The following is an 18285-nucleotide window of genomic DNA, read 5'->3' as shown; positions in this document are numbered from 1 at the left end:
ATGTCAATACTGTCCATTCTTATGTATCCTCCGATATTGGGCTGGCGTCATTCCATACACCTTTTTGAAGATGGAATAAAACGTGTTAAGCGACGAAAATCCGTATTTCTGGATGATCGGCTCAATCGGCGAGTCGGAGGCAAGCAACTCCTGACAAATGTAATTTAGGCGCTTCTCCGATATCTTCTCCGTAACCGACTGGTTTGTCTCCGCTTTATACAAACTGCGGAAATAGTTCACGGACAGACCCAACTGGTCGGCCAGCATTTTTGCGGACAAGTTCGAATCGGTTAATTGTTTTTCAATGAACTGGTCCGCCTGCTCGATCAGGGCCGCGTTTTTGGACAGACTGCGGGCAGCCTCAATGTCTTCAAGCGTCTTGATTATAAGCGCTTCCATCCAAGGCACTACGTTTTCCATCGTCTCTTGCTGTATGATCTGATTCTCGATGGAAGTCAGCCCCCATGAATGGGGCAGCGGCTGACTGGAGTGCTCCTGCATGAGCCGGCGTATGTCCATAAACAAGGTAATCAACGACATTTTACATTCAAAATAGGGCAGTCCCCGCAGCTTGACCACGGCTGAGCGTATGATTTCCAGAACTATATCCGCGTTACCCTTGGGAAGAGCCTGAGCGATCTGCCGTTCTTTGTCCACAGGCAAATGATACAGTTCTCCTGGCGCGTCGGCCAGCCATGCTTTCATGATGAGCGCTCCGTGCCCGAATCGGAACCGTTCGTGCGTTAGTTCATACGTCTCCATATATACCTCATGCATGTCGGTCAGGCTGGGCAACGTCCTACCCCAAGCGACGGTCGTGCCGATTGACAAATACTGCTCCACTAACTGCTTAGATACTTGCAGCTTCTTCGCAAATTCCTCGGACAATGGAGCCGATAAGACAACCGCCACGTGATCGTTCCCCATGTCCACCGTTTGCAGCTTGTGCTTGGAAAATTGCAGCGACTCCTGGATAATATTGGACATTGCAAATCGGAGTAGACGCCGGTCTTTCTCCGGGTAGGTCTCCGTAAATTCCGAGAAGTGGTCGATCCGGAAGATGGCTACCGATAGCTGATCTTCCGGCAGAGCAATTCCCCATTCTTGAAATTGAGAGCATATTTCCTCTGCCGTATGGTAGATCCCCCCCAGAAAATCCCGTAAAAACCGCTCCCTACCCAGAATTTTAGTATGCCGCCAGTGCTCGGTCAGTTCATAAATCTGCTTGTGTTGGGCTGTAAACACATGGGATAAGTAGTCAAGTTCATTTGCGCTGGATCCTTCGCCGGGCTTTTCCGCTTGATGCTGCCGCATCACTCTGCTGATCAGTTCTTGAATAGGCGAGTACACCCGTTTGGAAATCAGAACGATAACGGTCAATGATGCTGCGAACAGAATGAGGAACAAGATCAAACTTGTGTTGCGAAGAACCGTGATTTTTCCCAAAATGACAGACTTCGGGATAGTTTCGATAAAGGTCCAATCCTGAATGCCTTTGATGGAGGAGCCTGCGTAAACCATCAGTTGCTCTTCCTGATTGCGGGGCTGAAACAGCTTCCATCCGCTTTCGCCCTTATTCCCTTGGCTCCTGAGCTCCGCAATTTGTTCCTGATTCAAAGGAATGCTGCTAAAAACCGTCTCATCCCGATCATTCAGAACAGTGACCGACCTGTTCGCATAATTCGAATTGTTCTGAAGCAAGGTCATTAAATTATCAGTATCTATATTCAGAACGAAAGCCGAGATGGAACTGCCTTTTTCGTAAAATCTTACGATGCTAATCACCTCTTTGGCCTTAATCCCGACAAGTGGAATGGACAAGACTCTCGGAATGAGAACGCTGTGATCCGTTGTAGCCGGATCCTGCAAGCGCTTAATAATGTCCTGGTCGTAAAAAGCTTCCGCATCACTCAAACCAAGTCTGGAATCTACTACAGTATTTGTGTAATCGTTGATTAGGTATACCGAATCGATAGACGGATTGGCGTTCTTAATGTCGATAAGCCGTCTCCATACCTCATAAGTTTCAAAATCGCTGTATTGATCCGAAAGGGCATTCACCTTGAGGGTACTGTCATCGCTGGAGGAGAAGCTGAATTCCAAAGACCATTCCACCAGTCGCGCTGTGTTCCGGGCACTGTTCACTAGCAAGGATTCGGAATGATCGCCGATCTCTTCCAGAAGCGTCTTGGAAGACTGCCAATAGAGCAGCGCAAAAGATATAGCCAGAACCAGAACGTTTGCACTGACAAAATAAAAAATAAGTTTCATATAAGTAGGATGTCGCTTCAGAGAGGTGAAAATTGGAAACCTGAACTTCATTGCTCTAAATCCCCCGTTATTAGAATCCCCGCATATAATTTTCAGATTATTAATTATAGCATAACGAGCAATCCGGTCTGCAGAATCGGTTATTTTCGAGGGTAGTGTTGTTTTTGGGAAGTTCGTAAATCTGCGCTTGCAGGAAAAATTAGAGCTTGCTGGAATTGTCGTTGCGGTAAGGGCTCGGTAAGGTGAAGGTATAAATAACGGGACGAAAATGTGATTGCCTGTTTCGATGAAAGGGGGAAGTAAAACTATGCAATATCAACTTAATGCAAGGAAACGGCCCGTGCTGAAGCATATTGTTCGTAATCCTTTTCTTTATGCTATGGCCGTGCCGGGGCTGCTGTTCTTTCTCGTGTTCAGTTATTTTCCCATATACGGGATTATGATTGCCTTCAAAGACTATAATTTTGCCAAAGGAATTACGGGAAGCGAATGGGTCGGTTTAAAAAACTTCAACTATTTTTTTACTTCAGATGACTTCTGGGTCATACTGCGCAACACGCTGATGCTGAACATGCTGTTCATTTTGTTTACTACGGCGGCTGCTGTATTAATCGCGCTAATGTTCAATGAAATTCGCAATAAGTATTTCAAACGAATTTCGCAGTCTCTCATTTTTCTTCCTTATTTTATGTCCTGGATTGTGGTAGGAATGATTGTCCAATCCTTGTTTGGCGGGGAAGAGCCGATGATCAATACTTGGCTGCAAAGTTTCGGCTTGGAACCGGTCAACTGGATGTTTGAGTCGAAGCTGTGGCCTTTCATTCTGACGGTGATCCGCGTATGGCAAGGAGCCGGTTATCTTTCGATTATTTTTCTGGCCGCGATTACCGGCATATCGGAGGATTTGTACGAGGCTGCCCGGATTGACGGGGCGTCTAAGCCGCAGATTGTGTTGCGCATTACGCTGCCGTTGCTCGTTCCTACTGTGATGATCATGACTTTGCTGGCCGTAGGCAAGATTTTCAACGGGGACTTTGCCATGATCTATGCCATCATTGGAGACAATTCCTTGCTGTATCCGACTACCGACGTCATCGACACCTTCGTATTCCGCTCCATGAGACAGTTGCATGACTTCGGCATGTCTTCGGCGGTTGGCCTGTTCCAGTCGGTTATGGGTCTGATCTTCGTCATTGCCGCCAACTGGATAACCCGAAGGGTGTCTAAAGAATCCGCTTTATTCTAGGAGGTAACGATGAGACAGAAACAGAGTGCTGCGGATCGAACTTTTACGGTATTTGCCTATACGTTCATTTTATTGTTCACCTTATTTTGTCTGTTTCCTTTTCTGCTGATGATTATCGGATCGTTTACGGACGAGGGGGAACTGATTGCGCATGGGTATACTTTATTTCCGCAAAAATTATCGCTGGACGCTTATAAAGCGGTTTTGCAATCGGATGTGCTGCTGAGCGGCTATGCGGTCACGATTTTTATCACCGCCGTAGGCGCATTAAGCGCGCTGTGCATTTCCGCAATGCTCGGCTATTCTCTGGCTAACAAGCGGAATGTCCTGCAAACGCCTTTTCTGATTTTTTGCTATTTGCCTATGCTTTTTTCCGGGGGCATCATTCCGTTTTATATTGTGGTCAGTCAGTGGCTGCATTTGCAAAATACCGTTTGGGTGCTTATTTTAACATTATTATGCCAGCCGTTCCTCGTCTTTTTGCTTGTCAGTTTCTTCCGCACAATTCCCGAGGAATTGGAGGAAGCCGCAAGAATTGACGGAGCGAATGAGATGAGAATTTTCTTTCAAATTATGATACCGATCTCGAAGCCGATTCTGGCTTCCGTCGGTCTCTTTTATGCCCTGAACTACTGGAATGACTGGTTTATGGGATTGATGTTCGTGGATAATGAGAAGCTGTTCCCGCTGCAATTGATTCTGCGCCGGATGGTATCCAATATGGAGGCCGCCAGAAATCTCATTCCCGCCGCCGCAGCCATTGCCGTAACGCCACCAACCTATGGCGTGCGGATGGCGACAACCGTGCTGACGATCGGCCCGATTGTCTTGCTGTATCCCTTGCTTCAAAAGTATTTTGTCAAAGGCCTAACGGTAGGAGCTGTCAAAGGGTAATCGAGGAGTTCCGGCATTAACCGGATCAGCCCGGTTAATCATAGATACTTTTTTTCTTCATTATATAAAGGGAGGTTAACGAAATGAGATTGAAAAAATGGTTTGGCGCGGTGACGACCACAGTATTGGCTTTGTCATTGATGCTGGCGGGCTGCGGAGGCAAAACGGAGACAGGCGGCAATAAAGGGAATTCTCCAACGAATACGGAAAGCACTACATCCGCACCGAAGGAAACGGTGACGCTGAAAGCTTATTTCCCGGGGGATAAGCCAGCGGGCTTTGACGATGTGCTGCAGGCGGTCAATGACAAATTGAAAGCGGACAACGTCGGAGCGGCCTTGAATATCAATTTCTTGCCGTGGTCCGATTACGGGAATGCGGTATCTGTGAAGATGTCTGCCGGGGAAGATTTCGATATGTATTTGGATGCCCCATGGTTGTCGATGAATCAGATGATCGCCAGCAATTCTTTGCTGGAACTGGATGCCATGGTGGCCGAGCGTCCGGAGCTTAAAGCGTCCATTCCCGATGAAATGTGGGAATATAACAAATTCGACGGCAAAATTATGGGCATTCCTCTTGGCACCACCCAAGGCCCGGTATACGGCCTGCTTATCCGCAAAGATTTGCGCGAGAAATACGGACTTCCGGAGCTCAAAACGCTCGAAGATCTGGAGAAATTTTTGTATACGGTCAAGGAAAACGAGAAGGACGTCAGACCCTTCGTCATTAACGGCATCAAAGCCGATAAACTTCCATTTATCCTGAGCGAATCCGCTAATCTGGCGCTCGATGAAGTGCTGGAAATCGGCGTCAGCATGTTCTCTTATTCAACCAAGGACAAGAAAGTTGTCGGTCAATGGGCAAGCCCGATGATTGCCGATGGTTATGAACGCGTCACCAAATACTACAAGGATGGCATAATTTCCAAAAATATCGCGCAGGAGCAAAATGCGGAAACATTGTTCAAACAGGGCAAATATGCGGCAACCTACTATGCGGCTGACGGTGTGGAGGGATTGAAATATTCGGATATGCTGAAGGATGGCAGCGACAAGCTTGAGGTTTTCGTTCCAAACGGCGATAAGGCGGGGCCGTATACCGCTTTCCAGCAATGGAATTTCCTTTGCATTCCGACTTCATCCAAGCACAGCGATTTGGCTCTGGACGTAGTCAATTGGTTATCCATTAAGGAAAACCACGATTTGATGGAATACGGCATTCAAGGGAAGGACTGGGAGCCTGTCGGCGATACGAGCTATAAGGTGCTGTCCAACTATTCGTTCCCGGGCTTTGTGCTGACCTGGCGGCCAACGCTAAACCGCACGCCGGATACGATGATGCCGGATGACAAGAAGTGGTTCGACTTCTCTGCCGACCCGGCTAATTTCACGCTTAGTCCGACGTCAGGTTTCAGCTTTAACGCTGAAAAGGTGAAGACGGAATATGCCAAAATTACGCCGCTTCACGATTCGTTTTTCCTGCCGCTTAGTCAAGGTGTGCTGTCTGCGGATGAAGGCAAGGCGACGCTGGAGGAAAAAATGGCAAGCCTCGGCGGACAAAAAGTGATCGATGAAATTCAAGCGCAAATCGACGCCGTTACATCCGGTAAATAATAACATTAATTGAAAGACGGAAAGAGGTATCTCACATGAACGTAAAACGCTGCGCGCAAAATCCTGTTATACGGACCCGGGACGTTGCACCCTCCCGCCCCAACTTTCAAGTGCTTGGAGCGTTTAATGCAGGCGTTGCGCAAGTACGGGATGAAATTATTCTGTTGCTGCGCGTTTCGGAAGCGCCCGTATCGGACCGGGGGGACGAAGTGCTCGTCCCCCGGCTTAACGAAGCAGGCACCGATGTACTTATAGAGCACTACGACAAGGCCGATCCGAGCTATGATTTCTCCGACTCGCGCTTCGTAGCAAGGGACGGACGTACGGTCATGCTCACATCTTTATCCCATCTGCGGGTGGCGCGAGGCAAGGATGGCGTTCATTTCGACATCGAGCCGCAGCCGGCCTTGTTTCCGGAACACGCTCTGGAAGCGTGGGGGATTGAAGATCCGCGCGTGACCCAAATCGGGGACATGTATTATATCACTTACAGCTCCGCCTCCGCTCGCGGCGTTGGCGTTGGCCTGGCAGAGACCCGGGATTTTCGAACATTCAAGCGTCACGGGCTTATGCTCGCTCCCGAAAATAAGGACGTCATGATATTCCCGGAGAAAATTAACGGCAAATACTACGCTTTGCACCGTCCGGTGCCGAAGTCGTTCGGTTCCCCCGAGATGTGGATTGCCGAATCGCCCGATCTCATACATTGGGGGAACCATCGCTTCCTGATGGGGTTAAGCGAACAAGGCTGGGATTCGGCTCGTATGGGCGGCGGCGCGGTTCCGATTCGAACCGAACGCGGCTGGCTTGCGCTGTACCACGGCGCGGACAGCAAGCATCGCTATTGTATGGGCGCAGTGCTGCTCGACTTGAAAGACCCAGCCAAGGTAATAGCAAGATCTCGTGTACCGGTATTGGAACCGGAAGCTGCATATGAGGTGAATGGATTTTTCGGCGAGGTCGTGTTTTCGTGCGGAGCCATTTTACTAGATCAAACGATCCGCATGTATTACGGTGCCGCGGACGAAGTGATGGCTGTAGTGGACATCCCCTTGGAGGATATATATAGTACGTTTTATTTGAAGGGTTGAGGGCAGTTTTTGCTGCCTTCTTCAATCCATTAATGTGAAAGCGTTATCAACAACTTTTTGAGCTTAACAAGGAGGAGCATGAGAATGGCTAACCTAAGGCAAAGGTTTGTAAAGAGGTGGATATGTCTTACTACGGTTTGTTTAATGATATCATCGATATTTTTATACTCGCCCGTATCGGCGAACACTCCCGAGGAAACGAATGCTTCTCAAGAGATCGCTGATATGAAAATGATGAAAAAGCGTATGGTTGATTTTTACATCTCCAAAGATATTATAAATGACGGAACGAACGGTCGGGTCGAATGGACCTTCAAATCACAGGCAGGTACTTATTTATCCAATCAAAACCCTGATGGAAGCTGGGGCGATGTCGATTACACGAGTACAACTTCCGCCGCCAATGGGAGAGGTTGGTCGCCCTACCTTGCCTTAGACCGGATGCAGTCGATGGCGCAGGCGTTTGCTGACCCGAATGATCCAAACTATCATAGTGCAACGCTGTTAGATGGTATTCAAAAGGCGCTGGATTATTGGTTCACGGTAAAGCCGACTTCAACCAACTGGTGGGAGACCGGAATCGGCAAACAACTAAGGCTGGAAAAAATTGCGCTTCTATGTGAAGGCTATTTAACGGCAACCCAAGTCTCCAATATTATCGATACGTTAGACAGTAGCCCTCACACAGTCGATGGAGCGAATTCGTCCTGGTACAATCAAAATTATATGTACCGCGGCTTATTGCTGGAAGACGCCCAGATCGTTCGGAACGCCGTGGATGCGTTCAACATCCTGTCGAATGTGACGACGACGGTGACGGGAATCCAGTCGGACATGTCTTTTTTCATGCATGGCAAAACGAATTATACGACGGGCTATGGGAGAAGCTTTGCCAGAGATATGTCGTTCTGGGCCTACATTACCTCGGGCACCGCGTTCTCGTACAGCGAAGCGGCGATTGATTCGTTATCGTCATATTTGTTGGACGGCACCAGGTATCTCGTGAGAGGCGAAGTTGCCGATTTGGGCATGGGGATGAATGGGTCTGATTGGCCGGATTACGCGAGCGCGGCTTTGACCTTCTATGAAGATCCGTTGCAATGGATGCAGAGGGCCAATCCGAAGCGGGCTGCGGAGTTTGCCAGTTTCCTTGACAATATTCGCATGATCGGCACGAACACGAGCAACGGACTGGACGCCAATAATATGACGCAATGGCAAACGCTGGTCTCCTCCCATATGCGAACCGACTACGGAATTACGGTCAAGATGGCCTCCAGCACGGTTAAAGGCGGAGAATGGAGAACGATTAACCCCAGCGGTTACAACCTGTTGTATTGGACGCCCCAAGGAGCCACCGCCATTCAGAGAACCGGCGACGAATACAGACCGGTTTACCCGTTGATGGATTGGGCCCACGTTCCCGGCACGACGGCTCCATACACACTTACGAAAGACGGCAATTTCAACAATCCGAAAACCTTTGTAGGCGGGGTAACAAATGAGCGTTATGGAGCCACCGCATTTGATTTCAACAAGTTGAGTACAAGTGGAAAGAAAGGTTATTTTTTCTTCGATGATGAAATGGTGGCGCTTGGCACAGGAATCGCTTCGACAAATGCCGCGCCGATTCACACGACATTGAACCAAAGTCAAGCGGTAGGAGAAGTTCTCGTAGACGGTAATCCGATAGCGTACGGAACGATGCAAACGACCGGACGCTGGGCCTATAACGATAACATCGGTTATGTCTTCCCGAATCCAACGGAGTTTCAAGTACAACGGGAGACAAAAAGCGGAAAATGGAGCGACGTCATCTCGGGAAGTTCAACGGATCCGATGACCAAACCGATTTTTTCGATTTGGCTCGATCATGGCGTGAAACCCGCAAACGCATCCTACCAATACATTGTATTGCCGAACAAAAATGCGGATGAAATCAGCAACTACGCGAGCGACAACCCGGTAAGCATTCTTTCGAATACATCATCCATCCAGGCTGTGCGGCATCAATCTCTGGGAATTGCGGAGTTGCTGTTCTATCAACCCGGGACGGTGACGGTGAGAGACGGTTTGACGGTTACCGTTGATCAACCCGCCATGGTGATCATTGACGAATCCACGGCACCCATCCGTATTTCAGTCGCCAACCCCGAAACACCGGGGATCACGGTAAACGTGACGCTGGATCGAAATGGAGCAACATCCACGACAAGCTTCAGGCTCGGCAAAGATACGTTCACAGGCCGAAGCATGACTTTGAATGAAGGAGAATCCATTGACGACAGCGGATTCGATCTCGCTTACAGTAAAGGCGCGGTCGCTTCATCCAGCAAAGACAACCATTTTGCCTCGAATGCCACGGATCTTTACAGAACCTCGTTTTGGAGTTCAAACGATTCGGATCATGAATGGATTTATGTTGATTTGCAAAATCAATATTCGATTAATCAAGTTAGGTTAAAATGGGAGAACGCGTACGGGAAGAGTTATAAAATCCAGGTATCGAACGACGCTGTTGACTGGACGGATATTTACTCGACGACGACGGGGAACGGTGGAATCGACGACATCGCTTTCAGTCCGGTCACTGCCAGATACGTACGGATACAGGGCATTCAGCAGGGCACCGGAAATGGATACTCGCTCAAAGAATTTAACGTATACGAAGCAGTACCGCCCAATCTTGCCGAAGGCAAGCCGGTAACGGCAAGCTCGTCCAAAGCCGCGGACGTGAGGCCCGAAAATGCGGTTGACGGCTCACTGAATACCCGTTGGGGATCTAACTACTCCGATCCGCAGTGGATCTATGTCGATCTTGGCGCCAGCAAGTCCATTCAGGAGGTCGATCTGCATTGGGAAAGCGCGTACGGTAAGGAGTACCAACTTCAGGTTTCCGACGACGCAAAGAATTGGACGACCGTTTACAGCACCACAACCGGGGACGGCGGAATCGATAGAATCTCCTTCGAACCCGTGAATGCAAGATACGTTCAGATGTATGGTACGAAAAGAGGAACCAAATACGGCTACTCGCTCTGGGAATTTAAAGTATATTCGGCTCTTGCTACCGCTCCGGACGCACCTGCCGATGTGCATGCCGTCGGTCATGACGGGTCCGCCGAGGTAAGCTTTACCGCACCGATTCATAACGGCGGAAGCGAAATTACAGGTTATCAGGTAACCGCGTGGGCAAACGGAGTAGCTGTTGCGACGGCGGAAGGTTCGGGCAGCCCGATCACCGTCCCCGGATTGACGAACGGTACAGTGTATACCTTTACGGTGATCGCAAGGAACGCCACATGGGAATCGGCCTCGTCCGCGCCGTCGAACGAAGTGATCCCGTCGCCGGATGAAGTATCTGTTCCGGCTTCGCCTGCGAATTTGACGGCTGCGCCCGGCGATCGATCCGTAACCTTAAGATGGGACGCTTCGGCGGAAAGCGTCACCTATTCCGTATACCAATATGAAGGCATGGCGGCGCCGGCCGATCCGGGCAACTGGCAGATGGCTCAAGCCAGCGTAACGGAAGCCACGTATACGGTAACCGGGTTGACGAACGGAACGAGCTATGCGTTCACGGTGAAAGCCGTAGATGCGAGAGGCGAGAGTGATTTCTCCATGGCCGTGACGGCGACCCCGAATTCGACATTGTCGCAGGTTCCGGCAGCGCCGGCTCATCTTGCCGCTTTGGCGGACGACCGGAAAGTTTCGCTGAGTTGGGATACCGTGGCTGGAGCGGATCGCTATGTTGTTTACAAGTATGCAGGGTCTACGGCTCCGGTTGATCCGGCCGATTGGGAGCAAGTGCAGGCGAACGTCACAGAAACCGTATACTCAGTAACCGGCCTGACGAACGGCACGCGATACGCGTTCTCAGTGAAAGCCGTGGGAGCAGGGGGCGAGAGCAAGTTCTCCAATGCTGTGACGGCGACGCCGAAGGCTTCGCAACCGGAGACGCCGAAGGATCCGCTACCGGGGGCGCCGGTCAGCGGCACAGGTAATGGCACAGGCAGTGGCATTGATACTTCCGTTATCAAATCGGCCAACGGCATCATCCTTATTCCGAGCGGCAGGACCGGCGAGGTCAGTCTCGATAACGAAGTTATCCTTACGGTAGGCGCAGGAGCGGCGGAGCAAGAGCTGCGCATTGAGATCGAGAAGCTGCTCAGTACGGCAAACCTCGTATTCGATAAGGAAACGCTGGTCAGCAACGTCTTTGAATTGACGAAAAATATGGCTGGAAACTTCAAGAAGCCGATCGTCATCTCGATGAAGTTCGATCCGTCTCTCATAGGAGACAATCAAAGAGTCGCTATCTTCTACTATGACGAAGCAAAGAAAGTATGGATTGAAATAGGTGGCGTCGTGAAAGGCGATCGAATTACGGCCGAGGTGGATCACTTCACCAAGTTTGCGGTCATGGCTGTAGGCGAGAAGAAGGACGAAAGCGGCGAACCGAACGAGCCGGCGCCATCGTTCACTGACATAGAGAGACATTGGGCGAAGAGCGCCATCCTGAGCGCGGCGGGCATGAAGCTTGTCAGCGGCTATCTGGATGGAACGTTCAAGCCGAATGCCGCCATTACCCGCGCCGAGTTTACGGTCATGCTGGCCAATGCGCTTAAGCTGGAAGGAGCAGGTTCAGCGGCTGCGTCTACGGACGAGGCCAAAATCGGCGGATGGGCGAAGCAAGCGATCGCGAATGCGGTTGAAGCAGGTATTGTGAGCGGGTACGCGGACGGCAGCATCCGGCCGAATGCGCGTATTACCCGCGCGGAAATGGCGTCGATGATCGCTAGAGCGCTTCACCTGTCTGATGAAGCAGGCGCAACGACCGGCTTCGCGGACGATAAGGATATCCCGAAATGGGCGAAAGGCGCGATTGAAGCGGTTCGCAAGCTGGGCGTCATGAGCGGCCGCGGCGATAATAAGTTCGTTCCGAACGGTACTGCGACCCGGGCGGAAGCAGTGACCATATTGGTGCGGATATTGGAGCTTGGTACAGAACACTAAAACAGAGCTAACAGCAGGCACAGCGTAGGAACAGATAAGTTCCTTATGCTGTGCCTGTGCTCGTGTTCAAGTGTTTCTTAAGACCTTTGCGGAAAAATTGGACGAAAATGTGTCACATTGTCAGGTGACAAAATGGGAGAGGGCGTATTCCAGCCATTCGATTCAGCGGCTTAAGCGCGATCGAGGTAGGTGTGGGCTCCGCTTAATGATGGTCCCTTCTCGTCTGACGAATTTCTTCTTGTGGTCGATCTCTTTGAATTTTTCGGTCAAAATGAAAATCAGTTCGGAAATTTGAAAGCCCTTTAATCGAATCGTGAAAGCGATATCCGGTATTTGAAATTGGAAACGCTGACCCGCTGCTATAGAGTTAGAGCAAGCGTCAACGCAGCCCAAAAATGTACACTGCAAAGAAGGAGGATAAGAAATTGGAAAAGAGACAGCGACCGGCATTCGGCATGTTTTCTGATATTCGTAGGAATGGAACATCTTACTTGCTGGTCCTTCCGGCGATGGTTTACACGTTTATTTTCGGGTATTTGACGTATCCGTATATACTGATTGCTTTCCAACGATTCAATTATACAAAGGGCATATTTCATAGCGAGTGGGTAGGATTAAAGAACTTCGAGTTCTTTTTCGGGTCGAGCAAGGCGTTTACGGTCACCTTTAACACCATCTTTCTAAATTTGCTTTTTATTGTCTTTGGAACGCTGACGGCACTGGCCATCTCACTGATCCTGAACGAGCTGCGCAAGAAGCTGTTCGTCAAATTCAGCCAATCCATGATGTTGTTTCCGAACTTCATTTCCTGGATCGTCATCAGCTATGTGCTGTATGCGTTTTTTTCTATGGATATGGGGATCGTGAACAAACTGCTGAACCAGCTTGGCCTCGTCTCGGTCAACTGGTACACCGAGCCGAAGGTATGGCCGGCTGTTCTTACCGTCATGCATGTGTGGAAAGGAGCAGGGATGAGCGCCATCATTTATCTGGCTACCATCACCGGGATTGATGAGACGTTGTATGAAGCTGCCGAGATTGATGGGGCTAACCGGTGGCAGATGTGCATGCGCATTACGATTCCGTTGATGATGCCAACGGTGATTATACTGATGCTGCTCTCGGTCGGCAAAATCATGTACGGCGATTTCGGGATGATCTACGCCTTGATTGGCGACAATGGCACCTTGTATTCGACCACGGATATCATTGATACGTATGTATTCCGCTCTTTGCGTCAGATTGGCGACCCTTCCGAAGCTATGGCTGTCGGATTGTTCCAGTCCGTCATCGGGTTTATCCTGGTCTTCGGCACGAATGCCATTACCCGCAAATTTTTTAAAGATGGCGCGCTGTATTAGAATCCGGTTTCGGCGATAGATTCCCGAAGTAAGGTTATAGGAGGTATAGAAGTGAAGACGTTTTCATTCAGCAAGACGATTATGTATGCTCTCATTACGGTTTATTCGGCGCTTTGTTTGCTTCCAATGCTTCTGGTTCTGATGATCTCGGTCACGGATGAGGATGCCATACTGAAGAACGGATACAGCCTTTTCCCGGAGGAGTTCTCTTTGTATGCCTATAAGCTAATCTTTACAGGGGGTTCCCAAGTCATGCAGAGCTACGGTATTTCCATTTTCGTCACAATTGTCGGTACGGTGCTGGCGATTCTGATTACGTCCATGGCTGGTTATACGTTAGCGAACAAAAATGTGAAATACCGCAATCCATTGGCGCTCTATTTCTTTATTACCATGATTTTTTCCGCGGGAATTGTTCCCTGGTATCTGATGAATCGGTCGCTTGGATTGACCAATAACATCTTCGCTTTGATCATTCCGTCGCTGCTGTTCAGCCCGTTCAACCTCTTCCTTGTGCGGAATTTCATGAGCTGGATTCCCGACTCGCTGCGAGAGTCGGCAAACATAGACGGGGCCAGCGATATTACGATTGCCTTCCGGATCTATCTTCCTTTATGCAAACCGGTATTGGCGACGATTGCGCTATTCTACGGACTTGATTACTGGAACAATTGGTGGAATGCAATCATGTTGATTGACAGCAAGGATTTGTACCCGCTGCAATTTATGCTGCTGCAAATGCAATCGGAGATCAGCATGCTGAATGAGATGACGATGCTGGCCGGAACAAGCGACATCACGCTTCCTTCAGAATCGGTCAAGATGGCAACAGCGATCGTGACGATCGGGCCGATCATCTTACTCTATCCATATTTGCAAAAGTACTTCGTGAAAGGCCTGGTTATTGGTTCTGTCAAAGGCTGATATACTCCCCTTCGGGGTTAACATAAATTAAGCACTTTATAGAAGGAGGTCAATATTTAATATGAAAAAGTATGGTGTGTTTCTATTGGCTGTGGTTCTTGTGCTTTCGACTTTAATTGGATGCGGTAAGGGAGACAATTCTTCAGTCTCCAATTCAGAGAATAATGACAAGCCTGCCAATGCGGTCAAAATCAAATATTTAGTTCCAGGCACAGAGCCGAAAGACTACAAGGAAGTGTTCCAAAAGGTCAATGAGAAGCTGGCTGCGGACGGTGTCGGCGTTGTGGTCGAAAAAATATATATCCCGTGGGATGCGTGGGATCAGAAGCTGAACTTAATGCTGTCCACTGGGGAAGATTTCGACCTGTTCCACGTCATGCAGGACCGCACGCCGTTCTCAAGCTACTATAACCGCGGTGCACTGGCGGATATCACGGATGCGATCGAAAAGCATGGAGAAAATCTGAAGAAATATATTCCTGATGATATCTTCGACGGTGCTAAAATTGATGGCAAGTATTATGCCGTTCCCTCTTATTGGGTTGAAATGGCGAGTGAAGGTCAATTCAATATTCGTCGTGACATTCTCGCTGAGAATAATCTCGAAGAACCGACGACTCCAGCTGAATTGATCAGCGCTTGGGAGATTGTCATGAAGAACTGGAAGGGAAGCAATAAGCCCTATCTTGGCACTCGCGCTGACTTTGACCCGATCTACCTGCATACGTCCGTCCTGCACCGGACTTATGACACGTTCCCGTTTACCGTGAAGGATAAGTTCTTCTATGTGAATCAAAGCGGCGAGGTTAAGTCTTGGATTGAGACCGAAGAATTCAAGAAAGATGCGTCTTTCATGCGTGAGCTGTACACAAAGGGTATTACCAATCCCGATATCCTGGTCATGAAGCAGGAGCAGGTAGATGCACAACTCGACAGCGGTGAATGGTTCGTCCGTTTGGGAACTGGCGGAAGCTTGAACGGGCTCAAGAAGTACAATCCAGAAGCCACTGTAAACGATATCGGCGTTGTATGGTTTAACCCGGAGAAAGAATATATGCGTCCGCTCACCTTCAAGAACGGAAATGCCGTACCGGTAAATAGCAAAAATCCGGAAGCGGCCGTCAAATTCATGGATTGGATGCTGGCAAGTCAAGAAAATTATGATCTTGTACAATATGGCATTGAAGGCAAGCACTACACCAAGGACGGTGAGACGGGCTTTAAGCCGATCAAAGATCCGAATAACAATAATAATCCGGGGTTTAGAGGTTCTGATTCGCAAAACGGCAACGTAAACTTCATGCGATTTGACTTGGAGAACAGCATTCCAGATAACAACAAAGTCTTGTTTGAGCCAAATCCGAATGCAATCAACAGTATCGCGGCGAATTTTATTTTTGACCCGACGAATGTAAGGGCCGAATACACTAATATTTTGTCGGAAGCTTCGGCAAGCATCACTCCGATTTATATGGGGGTTCAAGAATACGATAAGGCCTTCCCGGCTGCACTGGAAAAAATGAGGAAAGCCGGTCTGGATAAAGTGGTTGCTGAATACCAGAAGCAATTCCAGGAGTATCAAGCTTCACTTAAATAAATGAGTTGAAAAACAAAAGGAAGGTGTGGAGGGATTTTGACCTTGCAGAAGCAACGAATTGAATTTGAAGCGACAAAAATGATCTATGAAAGTGCAACCTTGAAATTTCATGGCGTGGATGGTTTTGATGTCTACAATATTTCGATTCCATTCAAACGGGATGGGAAGCGCTATTTGTTCGGGCGGGTAGAACGCCGCGAGGAATGGGCTCGCTCTTGGGTCCGCCTGTTCGAGGAAACGGGACAGGATGAATGGAGCGTGGTGGAAGATAGCATGATCTATACGCTGGAGGACCCTTACATCAGCGAGATCGGTGATGAGCTCGTAATGGGCGGGACTCATGTGCAGTACCAAAGTGGAAGATACAGCACATTTTTCGGTTATTTCTTTCGAGGCACCGACCTCCATAATTTGTACTACTTCACGACCGGACCTAACAAAATGAAGGATATTCGCCTTGTTCCGTTGTCGGACGGCAGGATCGGCGTCTTCTCGCGTCCGCGCAGCGCCGAGATGAGGGGCAAATTCGGGAGCGAATCCATGATTGGCTTTACGATCATTGACAGACTGGAGGATTTGACTGCGGACATCATCGAGAACGCACCTTACATTCATGGCATCTTCGGGGAAGGCGAATGGGGAGGCGTCAATCAGGCGTATCTCCTAGACAGTGACAAAATCGGAATCATTGGCCACATTTGTTACCTGGATAAGGATGAGGACGGAGGGGAATTGAAGGTGTACCTGAACATGGCCTTCGTCTTCGATCCAACCACCCGTGAGTCATCGAACCTTCATGTGATCGGTAGTCGTTCCTGCTACCCGGCAGGACCTGCCAAAGCACCGTATTTGGTGGACTGTGTTTTTTCTTCAGGCATTGTCATGCGCCCGGACGGCAAGGCTGATCTTTACAGTGGTCTTAGTGATTGTCAGGTAGGACGCATTACGATCGACTATCCTTTCGCTAGGCATGGGCTTCTTGTTTAGAAGCTCACGGGAGAATTCGCACTCGCGAAGGACACGTTGATAACCCGGAAATTGTACTTTTCAGCTTACAAGGAGGATAGTAATAGATGAAAACCTCGAATATGCCCAACATTGGAACGCTGGCGTCCAGCCCGATCATTCGCCGTCATCCGGCAAATCCCGTACTGGACGCGGCTCGCGTGCCGTATCCTACCGCGCTCGTCTTCAACGCGGGCGTCGCCAAGTTCGGCGGCCGTTATTGTATGGTATTCCGCAACGACTACGGTTCGCTGGAGAAGCAGACGATCGAGCCGAGCCATACGACGGATCTCGGCATCGCCTTCAGCGACGACGGCATTCACTGGACGGCGGGGCCGAAGCCGATCTTCAAGCTGCACGACGAAGAGATCGTGCGCGCCTATGACCCGCGTCTGACGGTCATTGACGGCCGCTGCTACATGTGCTTCGCCGTAGATACGCGGCACGGCATCCGGGGAGGTATCGCAGTAACAGACGATTTTGAATCCTTTGAAGTATTGAGCATGTCAACGCCAGACTTGCGAAATATGGTGCTATTCCCGGAACGGATCAACGGCAACTACGTCCGGCTGGAACGGCCGTTCACGGTCTATAGCCGCGGCGGAGTGGACCGGTTCGACACCTGGATCTCGGAGTCGCCGGATCTGATCTATTGGGGCCGTTCCGAGCTCCTGCTGGCGGTGGAGCAGGTGCCGTTCGCCAATGACAAGATCGGTCCGGCTGCACCGCCCGTGAAGACAGATAAGGGCTGGCTCACTACGTTTCATGCGGTGGATATTGATTCCGCTAGAGGGAAGAACGGCTGGGAGCCGACCTGGAAGAAGCGGTACACTGCCGGCATTATGCTGCTCGATCTTGACAATCCGAAGAAGATCCTTGGCATGAGCGCATCGCCCCTGCTTGCGCCTGAGGCACTGTACGAAACGGATGGGGGCTTCCGCAATGATGTCATTTTCCCCGGCGGCATGGTGCTGGAGGAGGATGGAGAAGTGAAAATCTATTACGGGGCCGCCGACACGGTGGAATGCTTGGCTACCGCTCATGTGGACGATCTAATCCGGCTCTGTTTGGAGAGATAAGGATGGGGCAGGCGGAACACTGCATCTTTCCGTCTTCAAATTAGTCAAGAATGGCATGATACCTGCGGTTCGGATTATATCCTGATGTGGAACAAACCAGCCCGTGGGGCATGTGCGGAATTCAACCGCCATGCACCACGGGCTGGCTAGGCTTTGTTTCTATTTTTTGTAAGCCTGGCCGATCC

Annotated in this window: 11 protein-coding genes; 10 read left to right on the top strand and 1 reads right to left on the bottom strand. The window is 49.7% G+C overall.

The features are described from left to right. Positions 1 to 3 precede the first annotated feature (3 nt). Positions 4 to 2271 carry an AraC family transcriptional regulator gene (locus tag MKY82_RS27700; RefSeq protein WP_165789688.1) on the bottom strand — a complete coding sequence of 756 codons (2268 nt, stop codon included), beginning with the start codon at positions 2269 to 2271 and terminating at the stop codon, positions 4 to 6. A 307-nt stretch (positions 2272 to 2578) separates the two neighbouring features. On the opposite strand from MKY82_RS27700, the gene MKY82_RS27695 reads away from it, so the two are divergent. The 10 genes from MKY82_RS27695 to MKY82_RS27650 all read left to right on the top strand — a co-directional run bounded on the left by MKY82_RS27695 (position 2579) and on the right by MKY82_RS27650 (position 18100). Further along, positions 2579 to 3517, top strand: coding sequence for an ABC transporter permease subunit (locus MKY82_RS27695; RefSeq protein WP_339294817.1), 939 nt, complete (start codon positions 2579 to 2581; stop codon positions 3515 to 3517). Between the two features lie 9 nt (positions 3518 to 3526). After that, positions 3527 to 4411, top strand: a complete 885-nt coding sequence (locus MKY82_RS27690) for a carbohydrate ABC transporter permease (protein ID WP_036624100.1) — start codon at positions 3527 to 3529, stop codon at positions 4409 to 4411. A gap of 83 nt (positions 4412 to 4494) precedes the next feature. Beyond that, positions 4495 to 6027, top strand: a complete 1533-nt coding sequence (locus MKY82_RS27685) for an extracellular solute-binding protein (RefSeq protein WP_339294816.1) — start codon at positions 4495 to 4497, stop codon at positions 6025 to 6027. Between the two features lie 35 nt (positions 6028 to 6062). Next, complete coding sequence (locus MKY82_RS27680) at positions 6063 to 7118, top strand: glycoside hydrolase family 130 protein (protein WP_339294815.1); 1056 nt, start codon at positions 6063 to 6065, stop codon at positions 7116 to 7118. Positions 7119 to 7343: 225 nt separating this feature from the next. Continuing rightward, a complete protein-coding gene (locus MKY82_RS27675; RefSeq protein WP_339294814.1) occupies positions 7344 to 12134 on the top strand; it encodes a polysaccharide lyase family 8 super-sandwich domain-containing protein in 4791 nt (1596 codons plus the stop codon). Between the two features lie 425 nt (positions 12135 to 12559). Then, positions 12560 to 13495, top strand: a complete 936-nt coding sequence (locus MKY82_RS27670; protein WP_339294813.1) for an ABC transporter permease subunit — start codon at positions 12560 to 12562, stop codon at positions 13493 to 13495. Positions 13496 to 13546: 51 nt separating this feature from the next. Continuing rightward, positions 13547 to 14419: a carbohydrate ABC transporter permease gene (locus tag MKY82_RS27665; protein ID WP_339294812.1), complete on the top strand. Its 873-nt coding sequence runs from the start codon at positions 13547 to 13549 to the stop codon at positions 14417 to 14419. A gap of 61 nt (positions 14420 to 14480) precedes the next feature. Then, a complete protein-coding gene (locus tag MKY82_RS27660) occupies positions 14481 to 16016 on the top strand; it encodes an extracellular solute-binding protein (RefSeq protein WP_220684006.1) in 1536 nt (511 codons plus the stop codon). A 42-nt stretch (positions 16017 to 16058) separates the two neighbouring features. Beyond that, positions 16059 to 17003, top strand: a complete 945-nt coding sequence (locus tag MKY82_RS27655; protein WP_339294811.1) for a DUF1861 family protein — start codon at positions 16059 to 16061, stop codon at positions 17001 to 17003. A gap of 86 nt (positions 17004 to 17089) precedes the next feature. Beyond that, positions 17090 to 18100, top strand: a complete 1011-nt coding sequence (locus MKY82_RS27650) for a glycoside hydrolase family 130 protein (RefSeq protein ID WP_339219601.1) — start codon at positions 17090 to 17092, stop codon at positions 18098 to 18100. Positions 18101 to 18285: the final 185 nt, after the last annotated feature.

This window comes from Paenibacillus sp. FSL W7-1279 (assembly GCF_037969845.1).
In the GTDB taxonomy this organism is placed as follows: Bacteria; Bacillota; Bacilli; order Paenibacillales; family Paenibacillaceae; genus Paenibacillus_AQ.
Note: the sequence above shows the minus strand (reverse complement) of the source record. Positions and strands in the feature narration are given on the sequence as shown.

What these genes read in the sequence shown, in the direction of transcription:
- MKY82_RS27700 (WP_165789688.1), bottom strand. Translation starts at nt 2,271, where the DNA reads ATGAAACTTATTTTTTATTTTGTCAGTGCAAACGTTCTGGTTCTGGCT.
- MKY82_RS27695 (WP_339294817.1), top strand. Translation starts at nt 2,579, where the DNA reads ATGCAATATCAACTTAATGCAAGGAAACGGCCCGTGCTGAAGCATATT.
- MKY82_RS27690 (WP_036624100.1), top strand. Translation starts at nt 3,527, where the DNA reads ATGAGACAGAAACAGAGTGCTGCGGATCGAACTTTTACGGTATTTGCC.
- MKY82_RS27685 (WP_339294816.1), top strand. Translation starts at nt 4,495, where the DNA reads ATGAGATTGAAAAAATGGTTTGGCGCGGTGACGACCACAGTATTGGCT.
- MKY82_RS27680 (WP_339294815.1), top strand. Translation starts at nt 6,063, where the DNA reads ATGAACGTAAAACGCTGCGCGCAAAATCCTGTTATACGGACCCGGGAC.
- MKY82_RS27675 (WP_339294814.1), top strand. Translation starts at nt 7,344, where the DNA reads ATGAAAATGATGAAAAAGCGTATGGTTGATTTTTACATCTCCAAAGAT.
- MKY82_RS27660 (WP_220684006.1), top strand. Translation starts at nt 14,481, where the DNA reads ATGAAAAAGTATGGTGTGTTTCTATTGGCTGTGGTTCTTGTGCTTTCG.
- MKY82_RS27650 (WP_339219601.1), top strand. Translation starts at nt 17,090, where the DNA reads ATGAAAACCTCGAATATGCCCAACATTGGAACGCTGGCGTCCAGCCCG.